This window comes from Exiguobacterium acetylicum (genome assembly GCF_019890935.1).
In the GTDB taxonomy this organism is placed as follows: Bacteria; Bacillota; Bacilli; order Exiguobacteriales; family Exiguobacteriaceae; genus Exiguobacterium_A; species Exiguobacterium_A abrahamii.
This window is the reverse complement of sequence record NZ_CP082334.1, coordinates 51107-74085: the sequence shown is the minus strand read 5'-3', so window position 1 is coordinate 74085 and position 22979 is coordinate 51107. Positions and strand designations below refer to the sequence as shown.

At 41.4% G+C, this 22979-nt stretch carries 23 protein-coding genes and 1 pseudogene; 12 read left to right on the top strand and 12 right to left on the bottom strand.

The features are described 5' to 3' along the window. Positions 1-342: 342 nt before the first annotated feature. From K7G97_RS16900 to K7G97_RS16890, 3 genes are all read left to right on the top strand, one after another. Entirely contained in the window at positions 343-1173 is an 831-nt protein-coding gene (locus K7G97_RS16900) for a cation diffusion facilitator family transporter (protein ID WP_396133880.1), read from the top strand. A 97-nt stretch (positions 1174-1270) separates the two neighbouring features. Next, positions 1271-1951, top strand: coding sequence for a DsbA family protein (locus K7G97_RS16895; RefSeq protein WP_214806020.1), 681 nt, complete (start codon positions 1271-1273; stop codon positions 1949-1951). Then, positions 1944-2369, top strand: a complete 426-nt coding sequence (locus tag K7G97_RS16890; RefSeq protein ID WP_214806024.1) for a disulfide oxidoreductase — start codon at positions 1944-1946, stop codon at positions 2367-2369. The genes K7G97_RS16895 and K7G97_RS16890 overlap by 8 nt, the downstream gene beginning before the upstream one ends. Positions 2370-2641: 272 nt before the next feature. On the opposite strand, the gene K7G97_RS16885 is transcribed toward K7G97_RS16890, so the two are convergent. Together K7G97_RS16885 and K7G97_RS16880 are read right to left on the bottom strand one after the other, a co-directional pair. Continuing rightward, positions 2642-3376 carry a copper resistance D family protein gene (locus K7G97_RS16885; RefSeq protein WP_223042058.1) on the bottom strand — a complete coding sequence of 245 codons (735 nt, stop codon included), beginning with the start codon at positions 3374-3376 and terminating at the stop codon, positions 2642-2644. A gap of 359 nt (positions 3377-3735) precedes the next feature. Beyond that, positions 3736-4287 carry a copper resistance CopC family protein gene (locus K7G97_RS16880; protein ID WP_223042057.1) on the bottom strand — a complete coding sequence of 184 codons (552 nt, stop codon included), beginning with the start codon at positions 4285-4287 and terminating at the stop codon, positions 3736-3738. Positions 4288-4436: 149 nt separating this feature from the next. On the opposite strand from K7G97_RS16880, the gene K7G97_RS16875 reads away from it, so the two are divergent. From K7G97_RS16875 to K7G97_RS16860, 4 genes and pseudogenes are all read left to right on the top strand, one after another. Beyond that, complete coding sequence (locus K7G97_RS16875) at positions 4437-4772, top strand: ArsR/SmtB family transcription factor (protein WP_251132535.1); 336 nt, start codon at positions 4437-4439, stop codon at positions 4770-4772. A gap of 230 nt (positions 4773-5002) precedes the next feature. Next, positions 5003-7380 (top strand): annotated as a pseudogene (locus K7G97_RS16870) (heavy metal translocating P-type ATPase). A 208-nt stretch (positions 7381-7588) separates the two neighbouring features. Further along, positions 7589-8017 (top strand): RrF2 family transcriptional regulator, encoded by a 429-nt coding sequence (locus tag K7G97_RS16865; protein WP_316500100.1) that lies wholly within the window; start codon positions 7589-7591, stop codon positions 8015-8017. Positions 8018-8397: 380 nt separating this feature from the next. Further along, a complete protein-coding gene (locus K7G97_RS16860; RefSeq protein ID WP_214805972.1) occupies positions 8398-8724 on the top strand; it encodes a YnfA family protein in 327 nt (108 codons plus the stop codon). Positions 8725-8983: 259 nt separating this feature from the next. On the opposite strand, the gene K7G97_RS16855 is transcribed toward K7G97_RS16860, so the two are convergent. The 4 genes from K7G97_RS16855 to K7G97_RS16840 all read right to left on the bottom strand — a co-directional run bounded on the left by K7G97_RS16855 (position 8984) and on the right by K7G97_RS16840 (position 11580). Beyond that, complete coding sequence (locus tag K7G97_RS16855; RefSeq protein WP_223042143.1) at positions 8984-9319, bottom strand: YolD-like family protein; 336 nt, start codon at positions 9317-9319, stop codon at positions 8984-8986. Between the two features lie 196 nt (positions 9320-9515). Continuing rightward, positions 9516-9980 (bottom strand): tellurite resistance TerB family protein, encoded by a 465-nt coding sequence (locus tag K7G97_RS16850; RefSeq protein ID WP_214805967.1) that lies wholly within the window; start codon positions 9978-9980, stop codon positions 9516-9518. Between the two features lie 13 nt (positions 9981-9993). Beyond that, positions 9994-10479, bottom strand: a complete 486-nt coding sequence (locus K7G97_RS16845; RefSeq protein ID WP_214805964.1) for a hypothetical protein — start codon at positions 10477-10479, stop codon at positions 9994-9996. Positions 10480-10617: 138 nt separating this feature from the next. Beyond that, positions 10618-11580, bottom strand: a complete 963-nt coding sequence (locus K7G97_RS16840) for a DNA/RNA non-specific endonuclease (protein WP_223042142.1) — start codon at positions 11578-11580, stop codon at positions 10618-10620. A gap of 434 nt (positions 11581-12014) precedes the next feature. Between K7G97_RS16840 and K7G97_RS16835 the strand changes: the two genes are divergently transcribed. Together K7G97_RS16835 and K7G97_RS17560 are read left to right on the top strand one after the other, a co-directional pair. Next, the gene (locus K7G97_RS16835) at positions 12015-12461 is read left to right on the top strand and encodes a JAB domain-containing protein (protein WP_214808667.1); all 447 of its coding nucleotides are present in this window, start codon (positions 12015-12017) and stop codon (positions 12459-12461) included. Positions 12462-12518: 57 nt separating this feature from the next. Then, positions 12519-12647, top strand: coding sequence for a hypothetical protein (locus K7G97_RS17560; RefSeq protein ID WP_262415849.1), 129 nt, complete (start codon positions 12519-12521; stop codon positions 12645-12647). Between the two features lie 216 nt (positions 12648-12863). On the opposite strand, the gene msr(G) is transcribed toward K7G97_RS17560, so the two are convergent. The 6 genes from msr(G) to K7G97_RS16805 form a co-directional block, all read right to left on the bottom strand. After that, complete coding sequence (gene msr(G) / locus K7G97_RS16830) at positions 12864-14321, bottom strand: ABC-F type ribosomal protection protein Msr(G) (RefSeq protein ID WP_223042141.1); 1458 nt, start codon at positions 14319-14321, stop codon at positions 12864-12866. Between the two features lie 117 nt (positions 14322-14438). Continuing rightward, positions 14439-15632, bottom strand: coding sequence for a macrolide efflux MFS transporter Mef(F) (locus tag K7G97_RS16825; RefSeq protein WP_101035418.1), 1194 nt, complete (start codon positions 15630-15632; stop codon positions 14439-14441). A gap of 1047 nt (positions 15633-16679) precedes the next feature. Next, complete coding sequence (locus K7G97_RS16820; RefSeq protein ID WP_214813959.1) at positions 16680-18206, bottom strand: Tn7-like element transposition protein TnsE; 1527 nt, start codon at positions 18204-18206, stop codon at positions 16680-16682. Continuing rightward, the gene (locus tag K7G97_RS16815; protein ID WP_214808492.1) at positions 18181-18558 is read right to left on the bottom strand and encodes a hypothetical protein; all 378 of its coding nucleotides are present in this window, start codon (positions 18556-18558) and stop codon (positions 18181-18183) included. Before K7G97_RS16815 ends, K7G97_RS16820 begins: the two co-directional genes overlap by 26 nt. A 345-nt stretch (positions 18559-18903) precedes the next feature. Further along, the gene (locus K7G97_RS16810; protein WP_223042140.1) at positions 18904-19140 is read right to left on the bottom strand and encodes a hypothetical protein; all 237 of its coding nucleotides are present in this window, start codon (positions 19138-19140) and stop codon (positions 18904-18906) included. Positions 19141-19345: 205 nt separating this feature from the next. Further along, on the bottom strand, positions 19346-19801 hold the full coding sequence (locus K7G97_RS16805) for an Rrf2 family transcriptional regulator (protein WP_223042139.1): 456 nt from the start codon (positions 19799-19801) through the stop codon (positions 19346-19348). 862 nt (positions 19802-20663) lie between these two features. Between K7G97_RS16805 and K7G97_RS16800 the strand changes: the two genes are divergently transcribed. The 3 genes from K7G97_RS16800 to K7G97_RS16790 all read left to right on the top strand — a co-directional run bounded on the left by K7G97_RS16800 (position 20664) and on the right by K7G97_RS16790 (position 22950). Then, positions 20664-21566: a methyl-accepting chemotaxis protein gene (locus K7G97_RS16800; protein ID WP_223042138.1), complete on the top strand. Its 903-nt coding sequence runs from the start codon at positions 20664-20666 to the stop codon at positions 21564-21566. A gap of 772 nt (positions 21567-22338) precedes the next feature. Further along, complete coding sequence (locus K7G97_RS16795) at positions 22339-22542, top strand: hypothetical protein (RefSeq protein ID WP_223042137.1); 204 nt, start codon at positions 22339-22341, stop codon at positions 22540-22542. Between the two features lie 213 nt (positions 22543-22755). Beyond that, a complete protein-coding gene (locus K7G97_RS16790; protein ID WP_223042136.1) occupies positions 22756-22950 on the top strand; it encodes a hypothetical protein in 195 nt (64 codons plus the stop codon). Positions 22951-22979 lie beyond the last annotated feature (29 nt).

The window sequence follows — 22979 nt, the reverse complement described above, 5'->3', positions numbered from 1 at the left end:
CCCTTCTAATTTTTTGTACGTTTCAGTTCGTATTTTCAAATCTTCGTAAATCGAATCGGATGAACGTATAAAAAATAATAACGAATGCTTCTTTAAAGCCAATAAAGTAGTACGTGCTAGTTCTCCGACCATGTTGTCACTCCAAAGATTATTTTAGACAGCAACAAAATTCGAGGGTACTATATTCAAATGTTCATTTGAATATAGTACCCATTGTGCTATATTTATCTTAGAAATTAAAATTTAAAGGAGGAGATTCTGTTGGCGCACGACCATAGTCATAGTCATAACAACATAAATATAAAGGCACTGAAGTGGTCTTTCATGCTAATCTTTTTATTTATGATTATTGAAGTTATTGGAGGGATTTGGACCAATAGTCTAGCGTTACTTTCAGATGCTGGGCATATGCTAAGTGATGCTGCTGCACTTGGGCTTAGTTTAACAGCATTAATGTTTGGACAACGAAAGGCTACGGATCACAAGACATTCGGATACAAGCGTTTTGAAATTTTAGCGGCCTTCTTGAACGGAATCACCCTGATTGCTATTGCACTCTATATCTTCTACGAAGCATATCGACGTCTGCTTGAACCTCCTGTAGTTTTAAGCTCAGGTATGCTGATCATTTCAACTATCGGCTTACTAGTTAATATTGTTGTCGCATTCATCCTCATGCGGGCGGACAAAGACGAAAATTTGAACGTCAGAAGTGCCTTTTTACATGTGATCGGAGATCTGCTTGGCTCAATCGGTGCCATTATTGCGGCAGTGCTGATAATATTCTTCGGTTGGACGATAGCCGATCCGATTGCGAGCTTAGTAGTCGCGATTCTTGTATTTATCAGTGGTTTGCGTGTAACAAAGGATTCATGGCATATTTTGATGGAAGGTGTCCCATTCAATTTAAACGCCAGTGAAATCAAAAGTGCGCTACTTGCCATTGAAGAAGTGGAAGAAGTACATGACTTTCGTCTATGGTCCATCACATCTGATTATCATGTACTAAGTTGCCATTTAGTAGTTAAATCGGATGAAGCACGAAAGGGTGTACTTAGACAGGCCCGTACGTTGATTCATGACCAGTTTGATTTACAAGATCTTACGATTCAAATCGAGTGTACAGGTATCGATGAATGCTCGCATGCGGCACATGAGAGCCACGCTCATTGATAAATGAACGTTGTAAAATACTTTAATCGAATAGAAGGAGGTGTTGACCTTTCCCTTTTCTGATTAACTTCAGAAAGTGGGAGGGTCGAATCATGTTATGAAACAAAAGAAGGTTTTAGTTGTTGTAACGTTGCTGATCGTGTTTTTAATAGTTATTTCAATGTTTTTGATCAAGAACAATGCTGTTCAAGAAAAAAAGAGTACAGTCCTAAATGATACGGTAAAAATAGAAGGTCAACCGACACAAGGAGAAAACGCTGCACCTGTTTCAATCGTCGAGTTCGGAGATTATAAATGTCCGTCTTGTAAACAATGGGGGGAAACGGTTTATCCGAAGTTGAAAAAGGAGTTTATTGACACTGGTAAGGTACAGTTCAGCTATATCAATGTTTTATTCCATGGGGAAGAATCGATTTTGGCCGCTAAGGCATCGGAATCTGTTTATCGCCAAGACAAGAAGGCATTTTGGACATTCCATAAGGCGATTTATGATGCACAACCGAGAGTCGAACAGCATGATGACCCATGGGTGACTGAAGAATCCCTGTTAAGAATCGCTGCAAAATCAGTACCAGACATTAATCAAGAACAACTCACATCTGATTTAAGAAATAATGCGGACATCCTTGATGAAGTGTCGAAGGACGATGCACTCGTGAAAGAACACGGTGTCGAGTTGACACCTACGATCGTGATCAATGGTATTAAACTCGATGACCCGTTTGATTACGATACGATTTCCCGTGTGATTGAAGAACAGGTAACGGCCGATGAATGAACAGGTGCGACGTTATGGTATGTATATAGCGTGGATCATAGCACTCGCTGCCACACTCGGTAGCCTGTACTTTAGTGAGATTCGTGGATTCGTACCTTGTGAGCTCTGTTGGTCACAACGTATTTTCATGTATCCGCTCAGTATCATCCTGGGCATTGCCGTATTCAATAATGATTCAGGTGTGGTTCGATATGTATTACCACTTAGCCTTATCGGGGGAAGTATTTCTGTCTACCACTACATGGTTCAAAAGATTCCAGGATTTGCTGAGGTCAAGCCATGTCTTCAAGGTGTCCCTTGCAACGTACAATATATTAATTGGTTAGGTTTCATAACGATTCCCTTCCTTGCCCTGACAGCATTTTTGCTAATTACGCTGATTATGATTGGAGTTCGACAAGCGTTTAAAAAAAATTAAGTTAATAAGAGAGAGTCACTTCATCTCATTTAGCGATTTTCTTCATGTCATGAGTACGACTAGAACATAAGGAGGGAAAACATAAAAGTTTCTTTTTTAATTTATAGCTTATTCCTGATTGAATCGACGGGATAAGGAAAAGAAAATCGATTATATAAAAAAGACAATGTCTCATTTCACTTTCGAAATGAGACATTGTCTTTTTTATACGACTGGAAGATTGTATATCGTTAAAACTCTTGATCAAGAAGATACTAAAGTGAATTTTTTAATCAAAACGTCAAAGAAATACTATACAAGAAAGCTAAAAATAAGGAAACAGACATTCCTAATCCTAAAAAAAGTGTTTTGATCGATTCATTCGTTTTTCTAATAAGGAATACTACCAATCCCCCGAAAAGAAGACCGATCACTAGGAACAAGACGGATGTCATTCCTGGTTCAAACTCGATGTTTGAATATTCAAAGCGTAGATTAGGGAAGACGAAAGCAGACAGCTGTCCGGCCCCACTTGATTTGAGTGTATCCTCTACGGAGTGAGGTGGCTCTTGCTGACCGAGCAACGCAGTTGCTGCGAAGATGAAGAGAATCAGTGTACCTTCCATGCGCATTCTCATCTGTTTGACTTTAAGCGTTTGTTTGGAAGAGGCATAACTCCATTTCCCATTCATGAAACCGATGATCAGCACAGGGAGAATTAAGACATGTTTCCATAGTAAGGCTTGACCATACGGTAAAATCCAAGAATTCGGATAGTCGTCTACTTTCACGACGACGGACATCAAATAGATGCCGGATCCGAGGATAATCAAAAAGCATAGTGTCACGAGCGGTCTGAACCATTCCAACACGTCGTCCCAACGGGGATTCGATGCGTTGGAATAACCTAATACGAGTAAACCGCCAGTCCAAATGAAGACAGACAAAGCATGAGCGGTATGTACGAGTAATCCTTCTGCACCTGTGATGCTGGAGGCGTGTCCGGACCATGCGAGTGTACCAACCATGGCAAGCAACAAAAAAAGGGCAAACTTTAAGCGTCCCGAATGGAGTGACGTATTCCTGACGACCAGAAAAAGTAATATGCAACAGATTGTCATCAAGATTAAGGCATTTCCAGCTTCGAATGTGAGCAGAACGGACCGCAGAGTCAACCACAGTCCGATGTCTTCTTGCAAATAAAGCACGATACGTATGACCGACAATGAAAAGAAAACAGGAATTAATAGGATGAGAAGTCGTATCCATCTTATCGGGAACGCTACATCAGGTCGATAAGTGGGAGGAATGAGCTGTAACGAGAAATGACCGATCAACAGTGCAAAACAGGCGTACAGCAATGTATCTCCTAAAATATAGAGCAAAGTCATTTTGTTCGCCCCTTCAAAACAATCTGATAAAAGAAGAACAGTAGCATGATAAATAATCCACCGGCGATTAGAAATGGAAAGAAATCAGTATCTTCAGCGGTGGACGTTGTCGTCTTCACGGTTTCCGCATCGACGTCTTTCTGTTGGGTGGGCTTCGGCTTCGGCTGATCGCTCGTTTCGCTCGCGGTCGTTTGGGTTTCGATATTGAACAGATAGGTTCCTTCGATAGGATGTCCATCTGTACCGATGATCTTCCATTGGACGCGATACCGACCAGATGTCAGTTCTCGATCGAGCTGGAACGTCATACGTCGCCTTTCTTGTGTGAAAGTACCCTTCAGTGCATCCGAAGACGTGGAATCAAATACTTGAATACTTCCACCAGCTTCGATGTTCGTCTCGAAGTTCAACGTGATGGTTTTTGTAGGAAGAACAGTCTCATCTGCCCGGGGTGTGGAAGATTCGAGCCCAGTGTGAGCCGAGACTTGTACAGGACACCACAAGAGCATTCCTGATAGCAGTAACAATAGGTAATTTACTCGAAGCATCTTTTCAACTCCTTTATGTTTGTTATGTACGGTCAAAATCATAAGGGATAAAAACAGACACCTCAAGATTTTTTTGACGCTTACATTAGGAAATGCTAATATGATGATAACATATTAATGAAAACGAGTATGAAAAAGGAGTGAACATTTTGGAACAATTACTGGAACCATTGGACTTGAAGGTGAGGGTCGTTCATGGTTTTTCTAATAAAACACGACTTCAAATCCTAGAGTGTATCTATGATGGTGAAAAGACCGTGACAGAAATCGTCGAGGCGGTCCAAGGGAATCAGTCCAACGTTTCACAGCATCTAGCTTGTCTAAAAGGATGCGGATTGATTCAAAAACGGACGCAGGGAAAGTATGGCTACTACTCCCTACGCAACGAGACAGTCAGGGAACTGTTACGACTATTCGGGACACTGACGCTCGAAATCGGACAGGAATCAGCTTGTTGTGAACATCACATCGAGGGGGCGGAATAATGGCCAGCTCCTGTTGTAACAACGGCTCTACAAAAAAAAGCGAAGCAAGTGAACCAAAGGCTGTTTCTGCATCAATCACAACAACGTGCTGCGCCTCGAACGAAGACGATTGACTCCAAACAAAGGATATACAGTCGAGTTGCTGTTCGAAATCGACATCCGAGATAGCCGGTACGAGCATACAAACCGAATCTTCCCTTCCTAAGGAAGAGGATACTTGCTGTAGCACGATGTCAAAGACAGAGGCAAAAAAATCAGAAACAGATACCTGTTGTTCTTCGGGTAATGCTTCCTCGGATTTGATTCAGCCTGATCATACAACTCATACCTACCGAATAGAAGGGATGGATTGTCCATCCTGTGCAGTGACTCTTGAGAAGGGATTAGTGACGATAGCGGAGTACCAGAAAGTGTCCGTCAACTACGGTGCGGCCCGCTTGAAAATTGAGAGCGAATCAGCACTGGATGATCGTCGGCTTCAAAACGAGGTGAAGAAGTTAGGATTTCAACTTATTGTTCCAAATAAAGAGGAAAAACATGTTCAGACGTATGCGGTTTCGGGGATGGATTGTAGTAGTTGTGCTAAAACGATTGAGCAGCATTTCCAAAAAATAAATGATGTGCAGACTGTCACGGTATCTTTTGCACGTGGAGAAATGGAGATCGAACATCATCTTGATGCACAACAGGTGAAAATTGAGCTAAATAAGATTGGCTTTGATGGACACGTCAAGGGAGAAGAGCCTTCCGAACCTTCGACACGCTCATTTGAAGGGATATCATTGGTCTTATCCGGTATTCTGATTGGATTAGGGCTACTCCTGCAAACCATAGAAATTATGTATCTACCGAACGCGCTGTTCGGAATCGCATTGATCCTAAGTGGATGGAAAGCTTTCCGGAGCGCATTTTATGCGGTTCGCGCCCGATCGCTCGACATGAACGTGTTGATGAGTGTGGCGGCCATCGGTGCAGCACTCATTGGTGAATGGCTCGAAGGGGCGACTGTCGTCTTCCTCTTTGCCATCGGGAACCTACTCCAGAATCATTCACTTGCCCGGACGCGGACTTCAATTCAGAAACTGATTGAACTGTCTCCGAAGGAAGCCTTCGTGCTGACAGCAGAGGGCGTTATCCGGAAATCAGTGGAAGCGGTGCGGATTGGAGAGAAGATTCGGATTCGACCAGGTGATCAGGTTGCGCTGGACGGAATGATCTTGAAAGGGACGACGACCATCAATCAAGCGCCGATCACGTATTTGCCGGAACGCTCAACATGGATCGTTCGTTCGACATGATCGTCGAGAAGACGTATCAAGAGACGACGCTTGCGCACATCATTGAACTGGTCGAGGAAGCGCAGGATAATAAAGCACCGAGTGAAGCGTTCATCGATCGTTTCGCGAAAGTGTATACACCGTTCGTCTTCCTAGGTGCATTGTTGCTGATGATCGTCCCACCTTTACTCCAACTTGGTAGTTGGGGAGAGTGGTTCTATAAGGGATTGGAATTGATCGTCATCGCCTGTCCGTGTGCGCTCGTCATCTCGACACCGGTCGCGATCGTGACGGCGATCGGAAATGCTGCCCGTAACGGCGTCTTGATCAAAGGCGGAGTGTTTCTAGAAGAGGCGGGGAAAATCAATGCCATCGCCTTCGACAAGACGGGAACGCTGACGAAAGGAACACCGAGCGTTCAACGGTTCATCTCGTTGTCACCTGATCGACGACTCGCTCTACAAGTCGCGCATTCACTAGAACGGCATTCCAGTCATCCATTAGCTAAAGCCATCACGACATATGCGAGTGAAGAAGGTATCCGACCACTTGAAGCGAATACCACCGTGAATCAGGTCGGGAGTGGAGTATCTGGAACGGTTGATCAAGTGATCTATCAGATTGGCGGAATGAAATGGTTTCGGGAGATGGATTATGATATCGCTCCGATCGAATCCGACGTTCGAAAAGCTGAAGAACGTGGTCAGACGGCAGTGCTCGTAGGAAGCGCGTCGCGTTTACTCGGTCTTTTCCTCTTATCGGACGATGTACGAGAAGAGAGCGCTGCGGCTTTACGTAAATTAAGGGAAGACGTAGGTGTCGAGCAACTCGTCATGTTGACGGGGGATAACGCAGGAGCAGCGCACCATATTGGGGGACAATTACACTTAGATGCTGTGCATGCTAATCTATTACCCCAGGATAAGGTGAAAATCATCGAACAGATGCAGGACCGAACGTTACGAACTGCGATGGTCGGTGACGGGATCAATGATGCCCCTGCTTTCGTAACGGCGGATGTCAGCATCGCGATGGGAGGAGCTGGGACGGACACGGCACTTGAGACGGCAGATATCGTCTTGATGGCAGATAACCTGCATAAGCTCCCCTATACCCTCGACCTCAGCCGTGCGACGATGCAGATTATTAAACAAAATATCGTGTTTTCTATCGTAATCAAAGTCATCGCGATGGCGCTTGTTTTCCCAGGGTGGTTGACGTTATGGATGGCGGTTCTCAGTGACACGGGTGCGGCTGTCCTCGTGACCCTGAATGCGTTACGCCTGCTGAAGAAGCGGACATCGCGAGGACGCACAATTCCACCATTATAGGTACGTTCGAACGACTGGTTCTTGGAAAAAGAGCCGGTCGTTTGTCGTGGTTAATCGTTTGACGAGAAATCATGAAGCGTATGTGCGGGTCATAGTATCTAGGAAGATTCGATTGACACGTTGGATCCCGACGTAAAAAAACGTAAAAATGTAGGAGGATGAGCGGGATATATCGAAAGAAGTCAATCATGCATTGCGAAACGAATCGATGAGGAGAGTGACATACATGCGTATTACCGTCGCGATGGAGTACGGGATTGCTACCATTCTTTATGTAGGGCAAGAGTCGACCTCTTCCCGATCAGGGAAAACAAGGTACGTCACGATAGAGGAGATTAGTAGAGCGTGCGGAATATCTAGAAATCATTTAAACAAAGTAGTGTATCTATTAGGACAATCCGGCTTACTGCATACATTTCGAGGGAGGAACGGAGGGATGACCCTCGGTAAGCCTCTTTCGGCTATCTCGTTAGGTGAAGTCATCCAACTATTTCAAACCGAATGGCATTGGTCAGAAGTCGGTTCCTTCCAGCGACGCATTCAATCACTTCTTCAAGTCCCTTTACAGGAGGCACAGCATTCTTCTTATCTTGTACTGAATCAGATTTCGTTTGCTGATTTATTGAAACAGATGTGATGACGTCAGATAATCGCGTCTGAATTAGCTAAGAGACCTCCAGAATGTCTAGGGGAAAGGCTTATTTGAAATGGAACAGCTGATTCCTCCGAAGAATAAGAGAGTACTTTTCAAGGATGATCCACTCGGGAAGAGGCGCGAAAAAGGATAGCTATCATCTTCAATTTTATGTGAAATCAAGGTAATGGAAATACAGGAAGGGCTCTTTTGACGATTTTTCGTCATCAGAGCCTTCACTTATGATCTGCATTGTAAAAGGTATGAAGTTGAATACGCAATAAAGAAAGTGAGTCGAAAATTAAAAGTGACCTACAAGTCGTTAAGGCGTGAACGAGACGATTGACTTAAAAAATAAAGGAACTGACGGAAGGAGACTGAAATTGGGCGTATCACTAATCTTATTTTTTATCGCAGGACTTGCTGAAATCGGTGGAGGCTATTTGATATGGCTTTGGTTACGAGAAGGAAGATCGATACATATGGGAGTAACGGGAGGTATCTTGTTGGCGCTATATGGCATCATCGCAACACTTCAAACATTTCCGAGCTTTGGGAAGGTGTATGCTGCTTACGGTGGTGTTTTTATCGTCCTCTCTGTGCTCTGGGGATGGGGAATAGACAAGAAAGTACCCGATTTTTATGACTGGGTGGGAGCCTTTATTTGCTTGATCGGTGTAGCGGTCATGCTGTGGTTCCCTAGAGGATAGCATGTCAAGGTAGCGATTCATCTTACGGCGCAGTTGAAATAGTAAAAGAGTGAATAATAGGGAAAAGACGCTAGATCACAGCAATTCACTTCAAAATAAATGACTGGATGAAGTCACTCGTGCATTCGTCAAGTTTCATTAGAAAAGCGACGCATGCACGATGAACTTAAAACAAAACGCTATCGTGATGCAAAAAGACGCCGTATCATCCTTCGTGCATGCTGACTATATGAAGACACGCACGACTGATGATCACATTTCATCCTAACATTTGAACGCTTACTATTTGCTTGAACGCGACGATCTCGATGTCGAGGTTGCGTTTGACGAGATGGACCTCCTCTCGCACGTAATCGAGCTTCTCGACGAAGGCATCGAAACGATGCGTCAAGGGACCATTCATCGCCGTCACCGTGACGATGTCTCCGCTGAAGATGGCGTCGTTCAAGGCGTTCTCGATCGTTCCATCGATTGGTTCCTCCGTATCCTCGAACTTGAAATGATGGACCTCCTGGTAATAGCGTTTCAGCAATCCTTTATGTTCAGGCATCAGGAACGGAATCCATTTCTTATTGCCCCGATCTTCATAACTCATCTAAAGCACCCCTTTTCACAATAAGAACGTTTGTTCTTATTATATTCCGCGGAACTATGTTCTTCAATCAATTTCTTAGAACAATACATCAATGATGTTTGTTAGTTGAAAAAATAGGAGCTTTAAGTTTTCAAAGCAAAAAACGTCTAACAATCGAATGAGCGATTGTTAGACGTTGAGATAAAAGATGTATAGCTTAATTTTTAAATACAGAACGGTCGTTTTTCATCGCAATAACTTTGAAGATTGGAGCAAATTCTTGTTCTGTTACTCCGAATGCTGTCATGAATTTATTAAACATGGCTTGTTCTTCTCGCTCTGCTTCTCCATCAGATAGCGAAGAGTCCACTAGATTAGCAAGAATACAGAGTTTTTGCTCATGATTTAATACTGGTGCAGCCTCTGCCAAGAATGTATCGATAGAATTACGATCAAAGTATTTAAATACTTTTTCCATTAAATCATCATTGTTATCACCAATACGAATTGTGCCTTTCTTACTCTTTCCACCTAGCACAGCTAGTAGTTGACCAATCTCTTCGTTATCGAACTCTCCATCTGAAGCCATCATGTAGACAAGCGATGTTGCGAATGCAAAATGAGGGTGCATGCCTTGTTTACTTTTTGTACTGTCACCTTTAAACATATCAAATAATCCCATTACAATTGCCTCCTTAGTTGTTTTGATTCGCCGCGTATCTCAACTGTTCTACAAGTGAATCGAGTCGACTTACAGTAACGTCACGAATCGTAAGTTTTTTACTCCCAAATCCTTTTTTATGTGTCAGATAAATTATTCCTTCGTTTACACCAAACGGATTAATTGGAATTGGAATGATATCAAAATCTACTTCTTTAATTTTAGCAAACGGAATCTTTTCAATTGTCCCACTTGGCATGATCGAACCTTTATGAATAGAGAGAACGACATCTGTTTCTGTCATTAGAAGAAAGCCATACTTAGTTAAAGATGGTTGAACACCTTCTAACGCATAAAAAAGCTGATCGGACTTAAATTCTTTTCTCAATGCCTTTAATGTGATTTCGATGTAAGATCGTTCGATTTTTGGTAACTTCATTTTTAAGTCTTCTAGCGTACTCAAACTAATTGGAAAAGTACTATTTTCTAACTGGTTGTTAATTGCATCTAATTTACCCATTTAAAAACTCCTTAACATGATTATATTGTAAATTTTATCATGTATTTTGAAGATAAAACAGATAAAAACTGAACTGTTATATAAATAAGTAATACAAAAAGACAAGTGCAAGATGCACTTGTCCCAAGGATCAATTGTTCATTCTCCGACCATTCCGTCATGGTCGTTGTCCCGCATATATTGATACAACCAGTGCTTCTCCGTGATTGGCATCGTAAAGCCTGCGTCCTTCGCTTCCTGGATCGTCACTTGACCATTGCCGTCGGTATCGACGCGCGAGACGTCTTCGGTCGCTGCAGTATTAGGAGCTGATTTCGATGTTGGTTCTTTTTTCGTCTCCTTTTTCTTCGTCAGACCAAGTGCAGCATTTGTCTCGTCTGGATTACCGTTCTTGAACCGGTCGACGACGGTATTCCCGCGAACCGTATACGTATACTGATACGCAGATGGAATCATCGTCGACGTATTCGGATAGGTGATCTGCACTTCAAAGTTCGTTGCGCCACCCGCCTTGCGGATGACGTCCTCCATGTACGCCTGATCACCATGACGATTCAGTGTACTGTCCTGCGGAGTGATGTTGTAAGCGTTCGAGACGCCACCGAGCGAGTCGGCGATGATATGTCCTTCATCGAGGTCTGCGCGTTCGACGCCAGGCACCTTCGCCTCATCAGAGTAGTAGCGTCCGTCACGCGAGACGTCTTCTGTCGCATCATTCTGGAGGACGATCTTCTTCGCGATGACGCGGACCAGCTGACCATGCTCATTCGTGAACGCCCAGTATTTCCGGTCACCGAATCCGATGTCGACGACGACATTCGCCTGGCGATTACCGGACAGATCTCCACCATCGACTAAAATCTTCTTATATCCTGTGAAAGAATCCTTCGGGGGCGTCTTTGATTCCGTTGATGGATTCGTATCATCTGTTTTTTCTGATTGTTGATCGGAGTCCTTTTTCGCATCGGTCTTTTGTGTAGTGGTGTCGTCCTGCTGCGCTACTTGCTCTGTTTGATCGGGTGGAGGTGAGGTCGTCTCCGTATCTGTACATCCTGCCATCAATAGAACGGAAAGGGGAATCGCTATGTAAGAAATCTTCATGAGTGTACTCCTTTACTGTTCAGTCTGTCATTGCGTCCTTCATTATAACGCTACTTACCAGTTCTTGCTGTCTTATTCGGTATTCGTAAGGCGATAAAATGATTCTTTCAAAGGCATGGAACAGAGCGGTACCGCTCTGTTTGATGGAAAGGGATCGCAAGCCGTCCTGTTTCCGTACTCTAGCTCGCTCCTCGTCGGCGCAAGGGCCATCAAAAAAAGCCGCTGCCGTTCCTTGTCTTCCTCCGCGTTTTGGCTCAAAGCAAAGCTTTTCGCTCGCGGGCTTCGGAAGCCTTCGTCCCGGTGCGCTGTCCGCTTTTTTTGATCTTTCCCTGCGGTCACCCTTGCGCCGTCTCGCAACGCTCGCTGCGTTCCCGTCAACAGGACGGCACCGTGTCGGACTGCATCCCACTCGCGAAAGGAGCTTTTCCATGAAACTGACTACACTCGTTGAAATCACTCGTATCCGCCAAGAGGTCCGAGAACCGGACGTCGCGCTCGAGACGACGCACATCACGTCCCCCGAGGACGCGTTCTGTATCGCCAAGCGCTTCATCCAGGACGATGACCGTGAGGTGTTCCTCGTCATCCTACTCAATACGAAGAACCGCGTCATTGCCGTCCATCGGGCACACGTCGGTAGCATCAACTCGAGCGTTGTCCATCCCCGAGAAATCTTCAAGTCCGCCATCCTCAACAATGCGACGTCACTCATCGTCAGTCATCAGCACCCGAGCGGTGACCCGCATCCGTCACGTGAAGATATCGAGGTGACCGAACGGCTCGTCGAGGTCGGACGCATCGTCGGTATCCAGCTTCTTGACCACATCATCGTCGGTGCCGGAGAAGAATACGTCAGCTTGAAGGCACAAGGTGTTCTTTAAAGGGGATAATAGAGCGTAGACGGACGGGACACCTCCGTCCTGTCTGCGTGTAAGGGCATGGATGAAAAACGACGACGTTTTTCTTTTGAGAGAGCGCAAGCGAGTAAGGGATGGATTCGTCCCGAATCCAAGGGCAATGAGAAACCCGCAGTGGACGGATCCACTGCGGGTGTTGGTTTAAAATAAAGTTTGATCAAAATGAAGCGACAAAGGCTTATCTTACGTTAAATTTAAAGAACCCGTTTTGAAAAAAGTTTGATCAAAACGGGTTCTTTCTTTATAAAGTATTACACTATTTTTATAAAAAAGTTTGATAATTCTCTACTGTATTCTTCAAAACAGTACCCAATTACGAAAGATCTTATTTTGATAATAACCCCATTATTTCTCCTTCATCATTAATCAACCCCTTAATTTTAGCTGTTGATCTTCAATGAAATATATACAATCTGCTACACAATCAATAAACCTGCGATCATGTGATACGAAGATAATAGTGCCTTTATATGCTGTAATAAATCTTTCTAACGCTTCAATAGCATAGATATCTAAAAAATTGGTTGGTTCATCTAACAATAAAATATTATACTCTCCTAAAAATAATTGACATAATTGTAGACGAATCGCTTCACCACCACTTAATGATTTTACACTTTTTAATATATCTGTGCCGACAAACAACATGGAATGTAGAACGCTTCGTAAAAATCTCTCATCGTATTCAGAACGATTTTTCAGAAATTCCAATACCGTTTCATCCCTTGTATATTGATAGCTCATTTGACGAAAGTATCCAATTTTTGCTTTTGGTGAAATTGTTAAACCGGGCGCATTGATAGCAATATGGTGGAGTAAAGTACTTTTGCCAGCACCATTTTTACCCGAAATTGCAATTTTTTTACCAAGCGGCATTTGAAAACTTACTTCATTTAATAATACTTTGTTATCCACTTGAAGAGTAAATCGGTCTGCCATTATCGGAAATTTATTATGCAGCTCTAAATTTCTCGATTGATGGAAGTTTATTTGCCTATCCTCTTTTACAGCATCGACTTCCTGAAGTTTTTCCATTCGTTGCTCAATGGCCTTTGCTGCACGCTGCATAGCTTTTTGGCTCGTACCTTTGGATTTTGTCATAAAGGACTTATCCGGCTTTGCATTCGCATCTTTTTTTGACAATCGACCTGCTTGTGCAACTTTTTCAGCTTTCTTCATTTTTTCTTGTGCTGCTTTTTCTAGCCTGCTCTTTTCTTTTATGAACTGTTCATGTGCTTGACTCTGCTGTTCACGTTCTAACTTCTTTTGTGCCATGTAGTCGCTGTAATTTCCTGAATAGATTCGTACCTTACCTTCATGAACTTCCCAAATTGTCGTAACTAGTTCATCTAATACAGAACGGTCATGACTAATTAATACAAGCGCTCCGTAGTAATACCTAAGTTCATCGAGCAAAAACGAAATCCCCTCTTGGTCTAAGTGAGTAGTCGGCTCATCAATTAATAAAGCTTCATAATAATGAGTAAACAATTTAGCGAGTTTCATCCTTGTTTGTTCCCCACCGCTTAGCTGATTAGAGTCTTTTGGTACGTCTAATTTTCCAAGTAACACTGGATCAGCATCACGTACTGATGGAGTTTCAAGTTGCTCAAAATAGCCATTCTCAACAAGCCGATTCACCTTTCCCGTTGTTGGCTTAATGATACCCGCCAGTAATTTTAGTAACGTGCTTTTACCTGCACCATTTTTACCGACTATGCCGATACGGTCAAATTGGTGTACAGCTAATCTTTCAATCTTTAAAACCTCTTTATCTAGATATGTCACTTCTACATTTTCTAATTCAAAACAGATTTGTCCCATCTTTCGCTACCCCCGAAATATTTTTATTCCGTATCGATAGCTAGAATCGATACGAGCCTCTTTCTCAAAACCAAGCTCGTATCAAAAGAATAGTAAAAATTGCATGAAATTCCCCTCCTATTTTGCTTTCCTTACGATAACAGCATTTAATACAATTAATATACCTGTAATCAAAAATAATACGGCCACATTTGTTAAGTGGATCAGAACCCCAGCAAATGCGTAACCCAACGGTGTTGCAAGTAATGCCAAACTTCCAACAAAACTAAACACTCTCCCAAGTAAATGAGGTTCAATTTCGGTTTGGATAAGAGCATAAAACGGAGCTGAAAATAATGGACCAGACAATCCCACTAGACCAGCCATTACGATAAATCCATAGAATAAAGTTGATGGAAGTGTGCCAGAAATGAATAAGGCAATCCCCATCAGTATCATTCCGCTAACAATGAGTTTCAATTTTTCAAATCGATCTCCGAAAATCCCCATTAATATACCACCAAAGATGAGGCCAACAGCAAAAACAATTTCGATTATTCCAGCTTCAACTACGCCCTTCTCGAAATGATTTCGTGTCATAAGCGGAAAGTAAGTGCCTAGCGGAATATACAGCACCGAAACAATCGTAATCGTGACTGTTAACCTTAATAAAACAGGATGTTTTACAAGTGCATGATATCCTTCTTTCATATCGCTGATAAAACTAGAAGAATCAACAGTTTCTGAACTCTGTACATTTGGAATGTGAATAAATAGCAAAATACTACTAGCAATTACTGCCCCAAAGACATCTAGTAATAGAACCCACTCAACGGAGCTTATCGCTAGTAATGACATCCCCGCTGCTGGACCAACAATATTTGATATAGAAGCCACTGTCTGTCCCCATCCAGAAACTTTTGTCAAATGCTCTTTTGGGGCTATTAGTGGAATAGACGCTTGCATAGCCGGCATATGGAATGCAGTTGCTAATGAACGAACGATCAATACAATTATCACCAATATAATACTCGGATCATAAAAATACATTGATACAAATAAAGCTAAACTTCCAAGTGCAACCGTCATATCTGCAATTATCATAATCACTTTTCGTGAATAACGATCAGTAATAGTTCCTGCAAAAGGACCTAACAATGCTTGTGGCATAAATCCAGCCAGTCCTGCTAATGTTAAAATCAGTGGAGAACCTCCTGATGTATCTGTTAACCACCAAATGATACTAAATTGAACAGCAGCACTGCTTAATAGTGAAAAGAACTGCCCTGTAAAAATCGCAATAAATTTCCGTTTCCAATTCATATTATCCATTTTCCCTACCTCCAAATAATAAAAAAATCACAAGCATCTGCTTGTGATTTTAGAGTAAAGGGAAAGAGATCCATCCTTATTTTTTGTGACTTGTAGAAAGTCATCACTAAACATACCTAGCTCTAGCATGAGCATGGCTAAGAAAGTGAAAAAGATAAAAATAAAGAAGGGCAGAACAAGTCGCCTTTCTCATCATAACATCTTTCCATCCCAAATAAATCAAACAGTATATTGCCTACATCAAAATAGTTAGACAAACCACAAGTATGGATTGGGTGGATTTTTGAAATGAAGATTATTAAAAAAGGACAGACTACTCCCGTTTACTCTGTAAATACAAACAGAGCCTTTGAACGTATTTAATTACTTGTTCAAAGATAGGGAACGTAGTCTCATAGAATGTGTCATTTTTAATAATCCTCCTAATAGTTTATAAAATACATTAGTAATTATATATTTTTAATAAAAAAAGTCAAGTTAACTAAGACTATTTTTATTGCACTGTACTGAATACCCTTTGGCATAAATACCAATATTTCAAAACTTAATATATATTTATCATAAATTTCTTCTGTTATGTGGTATTTTGGATAATGGCCCGTTTGCAGAAAAAAGATTACGGGTAGAAACTATAATCTCCCTTTCCATTTACTATTTTATAGATTGTTCTGCCTTGTATCAAGTGTTTGCCGTGCTTGCATAAAAAGTTGCATAAACAATGTTCCACTAAAAAAGAGACAAATGGCCGTTATATCAACGTTTGTCGCTTTTCCCTATGCCCCCAAACTTCCATTTGGGAACGTTATTATATTTATTGATGTATACGTTATAAATCCTTTTTAAACTACAGCACTTTCGTTTGTTTAAGTAGATTACTTCACAAATATAATAAATAAAATCTCATTTAACTATACTATCTACCAAAAAACAGGGTAACAGCGAGCTGGATTTAGGTCAAGGTTTCGGACACACAAAAGTTAAGTTTTTGTTTTGTCGCAACCACCATTTATGGAGTGTTCCATTTAAGTGTATTAAAAGGATTATTTATTAAACGTCTGAGATTTTACTGAATACCAACTTTTTAAAGTTACTCGTGTGCTTTACTTTATAAATCGCTAGGCTCTTTTCCCATTTAACTAAACCTTCTTTTAACCAACTACCTGAGCTGAATATAATGTATTTTAGTAAAGGCTCAATATGCAATTTAATATTTGAACAATCTAAGGATGTAATAATTAAAGTAGAAACACTACGCCCAGCGCGTTCAACTTCTAACAATGCAACTTCTTTTCCATTCCTTAGTTTTACATATGCCACTATATACTTTCTAGGAGTAATGCCATCATCTAAAAACGCAAATGAACGCTCTCCTATGTCAGTTAACTCACCAACATATGCCTCCACACTTTCTACAAAATAAGCTCTTGATAACTCATTTAATACTTCTTTAAAGTCCGCTAATTCACCATTAACATATGTATTTTGTAATGACTTAACTTCTAAGCCTCTTAATAGACTTGTTCCGCCAATATCCCCCATTGAACGGCTGTTATTAACTGCTTTGACAGTCTTTTTAGTGTTGTGATCAATTCCCTCGCGTTGTTTGGATGAAGTTATTCTTTGTTTAGTAATTACTAGAGCATCTACGTATTCATGAGTTAAAGTATCAGTCATTACTTCATCAAATTCATTTGTACGTCCATCAACTGTTACATCCGCTTCATAATCGCCTAAAGTTGAAAGGGGGAGAATTATACGTTTTCTTGGTTCATTCGATTTTTCATGACGAACAAGGCTAGGGTGAGTAATTTCCAAATTAGAAACCTGCAATTCTTTATCTAGCATCGCCTTAATATATAGAACTGTATATCCTGTTGGTGTTTTTTTCACACGTAGCTTTAGTTTGATTGGTGTTTGAAATGGCCATTCAAACTTAAGAGAGTCATTAAAATGAAAATTACTAGCTATACTTTCATATACTTTACGAGCGTTATTGTTCATTAATAGCCACACTAAATGATGTAAATACTCGTTCTTTAAATACTTTGCATTGTATGAAGACGCGAAGTGTAATCGTAATAAATCCGACTCATATTGTTCTGTGAAATATAACGGGAAAGAGTTCATTTCAAATAAACAATTCAACAGGAATGCATTCGGTGCAATGATTCCTCTAAGCACTTCAATTAAAGGTAGGTAGAAACGCTCCCCATTGTATTTGATAACGAAAGTTTGCGATATTTCTGTATATTTTGTCCCGCGTATTGAATAGTTTTGTTCAAAATAGCCAACGTAATTTGGATCTATTGTAATGATAATTTCTTCAGTTTGGTTAGGTGAGATAGGTTGCGTAATAACCCCATCTACGTAATAATGCTGGATTCTTAAAGAAGCTAATACAGTCCAATCAACTATTAACTTTTCAGTTGTATAATATCCATTAACTTTTCCACTAAAATAAACTGGCAGCACAATCTTTTTTTCGTATCTAAAAGGTGCACCGATCCATTCTAATTTCACGCGTGCACCTTGATCAAACGGCCAATTCTTAAGCTTTATATCTTTGCTTTTCATCGATTCCACCTTCCTGTAAATACGCCTCTAATATTGACCGAATCGTTTTAAAATCCTTTGACTTTATCCCTGCCAATCTTTGAACACGCCACAATTTCACATCGCTTGATTCATTTTTCAAATTATCAATGATTCTACAGCATCTGCGAATTTGAAATTGTTCCACACTTTCCGTAATTTGCTCAAGTAAACGCTTTGTAATAGGCAGCTGTTCTAAATGTCTTTCAAGATTGGCTATTATCCCTAAACGTTTACCTAAAAGAGATGTCGTAATTCGAATAGGCTTCTCAGACGCCCATAATTGCTCATATAGCGTTTTTATTGCAATTGTATAGCGGGTAAGAAAGTACATCTATTCTTTTCTATATAGATAGAAGGGTGTTATGGAGGATGCAGTAGTGAGACAGTAGTGGAGTGTACGAAGGTTTGAGGAGAGATAGCTGATTGAAGTGAATCGATCCTCTTGTAGATAGGTAGTGATGCTCTTTCTACTGGATGTACAGCATAAGAAGATTTTTCGGGCTCATGCGTGAGGCTGTAGGCTGCACGCAGCAACATCCTCATCGCACCGCTGCCCTCCTGCCGGATCGATAACGAGAGCTGCGACTCGCCTGCGCGAGGCATCTCTACGTTCCTGTTCCTTGCGACGGAAGGCACGGAGCGAAATAGAATAAAACATTTATTTAAAATGAATCTTTTAGTTCAAAAAAAGATGAAGCTCTTGATAGAGTTTTTGAGCATTTTCGATGGTTCTGTTTGAAGATGAAGTAGTCAAGACTTCAAGAGAGAACTCTTTGCGCATCTCTTCAAGAACGCTTTCGACTTGCTGTCGCTTCAGAGGTGAGTCTGTTGCATGTAAAAGTCGTGAATACATCTCGAGAAACGCTTCTAAAGCAACTTGTCGACAGCGATCTTGAAAATCAGACGAGTGCATGAAATGTTCTCCTTTCCATTATTTTCGCTAGAAGCAGTGAAAAAATAGTAAGTAAAATAAGATGATTTTTTTGATGATGTTCCTATTGGCTGTTGTTATGGCTAACAAAGTATAACGTCCACCACACGTGTGATTAGCTCTGTTTCTCATAGTAGTTTGTCGGGACATACTAGATGAATCAGTCGATGATATGAAGCAAAACTGATCAGGTGGAAGCGGTTTCGACACTTGGGGTGGGAGTGTGAAGAAGTTCGACAAGTTGATCTCGATTATCGAGTAAGTCCTCCAAAGAATGTTTCGCAAGTTCTTGATGAAAAGCGCGCAGTGCCCGTCCGAGAATCCCTTTGAGACGACAGACAGGGGCGATGAGGCATTGCCCGTTCGGACTGAAGCATTCGACAATATCGAGCGGTTCCATCTGACGGACGACTGTTCCGATGTTAATCTCTTTTGGAGCATGCGTCAGTCGGAGTCCTCCGTTTCGTCCTCTGACAGATTCAACATAGCCAAGCTTCGTCAATTGCTGGGTAACCTTCATCAAATGATTCGGGGAGATTGCATAGTGTTCTGCGATTTGTGGCATCGGTACGATTTCATTAGGATGAGCACCGAGGTATATCAAAGTACGAAGTCCGTAATCTGTGTATTGTGTGATGCGCATGGTTATCACTCCGTTCGAACAAGGAATGCTTATTTTATTTTCGTTTATCAATTGCAGTCAGTAAAATAGTCAGCATCCTCAGTCATAAATGTAATTCAGGAATTCCGTAGAATCTCTTATTTTGGTGACGCTGTATCTTGATAATAAGTGGAAGCACTACTGAATTCAATACTCGTAGAAAATAAAGATAGGATGAATGATTCAAGTGAAGTCATAAAGTGATGAGTAGTCGCATAGAAACGAGAAAACTGTAGGGGAGGACAATCAGTCGGAAATCGAAAAAATTCTTCAGAAAAGTGATGGTCAGGCAAGGAGATACTCCACTCGTGAGAAGAGAGGTTTATACATAAGACAAGACGCTGCCTGACATCCGGATGGACGAAGTTTTGAAAATCCAATTGCTCTTGATCGAGAAGTGAATACAGTCGTCGATACTCGACCAGTGAAACCGCTCTTTTCTTTTGAATGATCCGGATCGATAGGAGTCCAATGTTCTGTAAGATGTCATGACATTGAAAGTGTTGAGATAACCTTGGCATGAGAGTCAAACTTTGGGGTTCCGATAAGGTCGACATAACGAATTTTCTCCTTTCTATCACAGCCTTAATACTGTTTAACAACAGCATAAATATGTTATTAATACCTTGAATCCAAGGGATATAAACTTCTTATACCCTGATAATTTATTAGTACTTTTGATACTAGTTTTTAGAAAGGAAAAATAATAAAAAAGACTAAAAAAATGGATACTGATTTCAAAGAAGATGTATTCTGAATAGCCCTTTATAACTATATTTATATATACATAATGAGGAAATACGAATTGTGCATCTAAAAAATAGACGTCAAGAGGGTGAAGGTAATGGATTCGGATACGGTCAATCTTTCTTCTGGTATAGTGTTGGATTCTTTAAAAAATCATGTAGCGATGATTCGATTTGATTTGCAAAGAAAAGTAGTCGATGTAAATGATCTCTTTGCGAAGACGATGAAATATCGGAAGGAAGAGATGATTGGTATGTATCATCACCTGTTTTGTCCTCCCTCCTTTGTCAATAGTAATGAGTATAAGGAATTTTGGGAGAAGCTGTTCTTCGGATTAAGTACTTCTGAAAAAATCGAACGAATTGATTCTCTTGGAAATTCCATCTGGTTAGAAGCGACCTACATGCCGTTGATTGAAGACGGGGAAGTCATCGGGGTCGTCAAAATCGCGACGGATATTTCGGAGCGGCAACAATTAGTCGAAACGTATGCGAAGACGTTCGACACGATTGCAGAGACACTTGACGAAAGAGCGCTCTATGGGATTAAAGAGAGTGGATTATTGAAGAAGACGATTGAACATATGGCGAACGAAACGTTAGCGAACTATAAGGTCGTTCAAAATCTGCAAAAACAGGCGGACGAGATTACGCAGATTACTGCGACCATCAAAGGGATTGCTTCCCAAACCAATTTATTATCTTTAAATGCATCAATTGAGGCGGCGCGAGCCGGTGATCATGGCAAAGGGTTCAATGTCGTCGCAACAGAAGTCCGAAACCTGTCAAAACTTGTCGAACGTGCTGTAGTGGATGTTCGGACAACGACCGAAAAAATGAACGGAGAACTGGAAAAAGTATTGAAGGTAATGGACCAATCAGCAAAAGATACAACGGATAGCCTTCAAGTGATGGAGAAAACCGTCGACAGATTCAATAGTATGGGAGAAACCGCTGGAGAGTTAAACGTGACCGCTAAAGCCTTTACGTCGATTGTTTGATGAGCGGTGCGATGACTCACTCGATGCTTTATCGTACGATTCAAGTCCTTGATAGCAAGAGGATTTGAGTCGTATTTTTATGTATCGTCATTTCTATGCCGCGTTCAGCTTAGTAATAGTTTCCTCTATTTTCAAATAAGGACACACCTACGTACCGTAGCATGAATGGACAAAAAAACGATGGATGAAAAACGACGTCGTTTTTCTTTTGAGAGAGCGCAAGCGAGTAAGGAATGGATTCGTCCCGAATCCAAGGGCAATGAGAGACCCGCAGTGGACGGATCCACTGCGGGTGAGAACGTACATCTGGTCTTTTCTATGTAGTAGGGTGTGATAAAGGATGCAGTAGTAAGACAAGTAGTGGAGTGCATGAAGATTCGAGAAGAGATAGCTGACTGAAGTGAATGGATTATCCTGTAGATAGGTAGTGATCTTCTTTCTACTGGATGTACAACATGAGAAGATTTTTCGGGCTCATGCGTGAGGCTGTAAGCTGCACGCAGCAACACCCTCATCGCACCGCTACCCTCCTGCCGGACCGATAACGAGAGCTGCACATCGCCTGCGCGAGGCATCTCTACGTTCCTGTTCCTTGCGACGGAGGACACGGAGCGTTCCATAGAATTATAAAAAGGAAAATAAAAGGTTAGGGTTTAGTGGAAGGAATGGCATACTAAAGGAAAGAGTCTTGTCCGCGTATGAGATCGTTGTTAGTGCTTCGGTCGTGAATGATGTGTCGTATGCGAGGATATCTAAAAAGGAGAAACTACATATGAAATTTGGCGGATCGACCAATGTATTAGGTGCAGCACTTGCAAATGTCCCTCTACTCTACCTTGTACCGATTGCATTCGGACTTTTCTTATTGATCGATTTCTTGTTTACAAAAGAAAAGAAGAACTTTTTGAGCAGGACAGGTAAAATGCTTTTGGTTCCGCTCATTCTGATCGTAGGTGTCCTCATTTATCTCTATTGATTCGATATGCGTAGGAAGAATGATTATTTTTATGGCAGAAACGATCTTAAAAAGGTCGTTTCTTTTTTTTATGCGTGAAAAATTAATCGTGCATTGTTTCGTAACGACTCGGTTATTTTACATATTACTTCGCTTATCTTATCTAAGGTAATTCGTACAGCTTCTTAAATCATTCTATGCTGTGCTTAACAAAAACATTGAGGGGTGGAGTACATGAGTATAGTAGAGATGTTTGAGGTCATGGAGCAAGCGGAGGGAAAGCAAATCTCAGATAAGGTGACATTGATCGATGCCCAGCTTCGTTTCGTGCGAGAAGTGGATGGTTCGGTTGAGCACGTGACATGGTTTATCGATGTCGATCGATTGACACACTTTATGCAGAATCACTTTACTAAGCAGACCCTTTGAGGTCTGTTTTTTGTGTATCGATCTATACA

Bases quoted from the DNA above. Each gene is read 5' to 3' on its own strand.
- K7G97_RS16885 (WP_223042058.1), bottom strand. From the start codon at position 3,376: ATGGTTGGTACACTCGCATGGTCCGGACACGCCTCCAGCATCACAGGT.
- K7G97_RS16895 (WP_214806020.1), top strand. From the start codon at position 1,271: ATGAAACAAAAGAAGGTTTTAGTTGTTGTAACGTTGCTGATCGTGTTT.
- K7G97_RS16815 (WP_214808492.1), bottom strand. From the start codon at position 18,558: ATGTACTTTCTTACCCGCTATACAATTGCAATAAAAACGCTATATGAG.
- K7G97_RS16810 (WP_223042140.1), bottom strand. From the start codon at position 19,140: ATGCACTCGTCTGATTTTCAAGATCGCTGTCGACAAGTTGCTTTAGAA.
- K7G97_RS16825 (WP_101035418.1), bottom strand. From the start codon at position 15,632: ATGGATAATATGAATTGGAAACGGAAATTTATTGCGATTTTTACAGGG.
- K7G97_RS16855 (WP_223042143.1), bottom strand. From the start codon at position 9,319: ATGAGTTATGAAGATCGGGGCAATAAGAAATGGATTCCGTTCCTGATG.
- K7G97_RS16850 (WP_214805967.1), bottom strand. From the start codon at position 9,980: ATGGGATTATTTGATATGTTTAAAGGTGACAGTACAAAAAGTAAACAA.
- K7G97_RS16900 (WP_396133880.1), top strand. From the start codon at position 343: ATGATTATTGAAGTTATTGGAGGGATTTGGACCAATAGTCTAGCGTTA.
- K7G97_RS16865 (WP_316500100.1), top strand. From the start codon at position 7,589: ATGAGGAGAGTGACATACATGCGTATTACCGTCGCGATGGAGTACGGG.
- K7G97_RS16795 (WP_223042137.1), top strand. From the start codon at position 22,339: ATGAAATTTGGCGGATCGACCAATGTATTAGGTGCAGCACTTGCAAAT.
- K7G97_RS16890 (WP_214806024.1), top strand. From the start codon at position 1,944: ATGAATGAACAGGTGCGACGTTATGGTATGTATATAGCGTGGATCATA.
- K7G97_RS16805 (WP_223042139.1), bottom strand. From the start codon at position 19,801: ATGCGCATCACACAATACACAGATTACGGACTTCGTACTTTGATATAC.
- K7G97_RS17560 (WP_262415849.1), top strand. From the start codon at position 12,519: ATGGATGAAAAACGACGACGTTTTTCTTTTGAGAGAGCGCAAGCGAGT.
- K7G97_RS16845 (WP_214805964.1), bottom strand. From the start codon at position 10,479: ATGGGTAAATTAGATGCAATTAACAACCAGTTAGAAAATAGTACTTTT.
- K7G97_RS16790 (WP_223042136.1), top strand. From the start codon at position 22,756: ATGAGTATAGTAGAGATGTTTGAGGTCATGGAGCAAGCGGAGGGAAAG.
- K7G97_RS16800 (WP_223042138.1), top strand. From the start codon at position 20,664: ATGGATTCGGATACGGTCAATCTTTCTTCTGGTATAGTGTTGGATTCT.
- K7G97_RS16820 (WP_214813959.1), bottom strand. From the start codon at position 18,206: ATGAAAAGCAAAGATATAAAGCTTAAGAATTGGCCGTTTGATCAAGGT.
- K7G97_RS16840 (WP_223042142.1), bottom strand. From the start codon at position 11,580: ATGAAGATTTCTTACATAGCGATTCCCCTTTCCGTTCTATTGATGGCA.
- K7G97_RS16880 (WP_223042057.1), bottom strand. From the start codon at position 4,287: ATGCTTCGAGTAAATTACCTATTGTTACTGCTATCAGGAATGCTCTTG.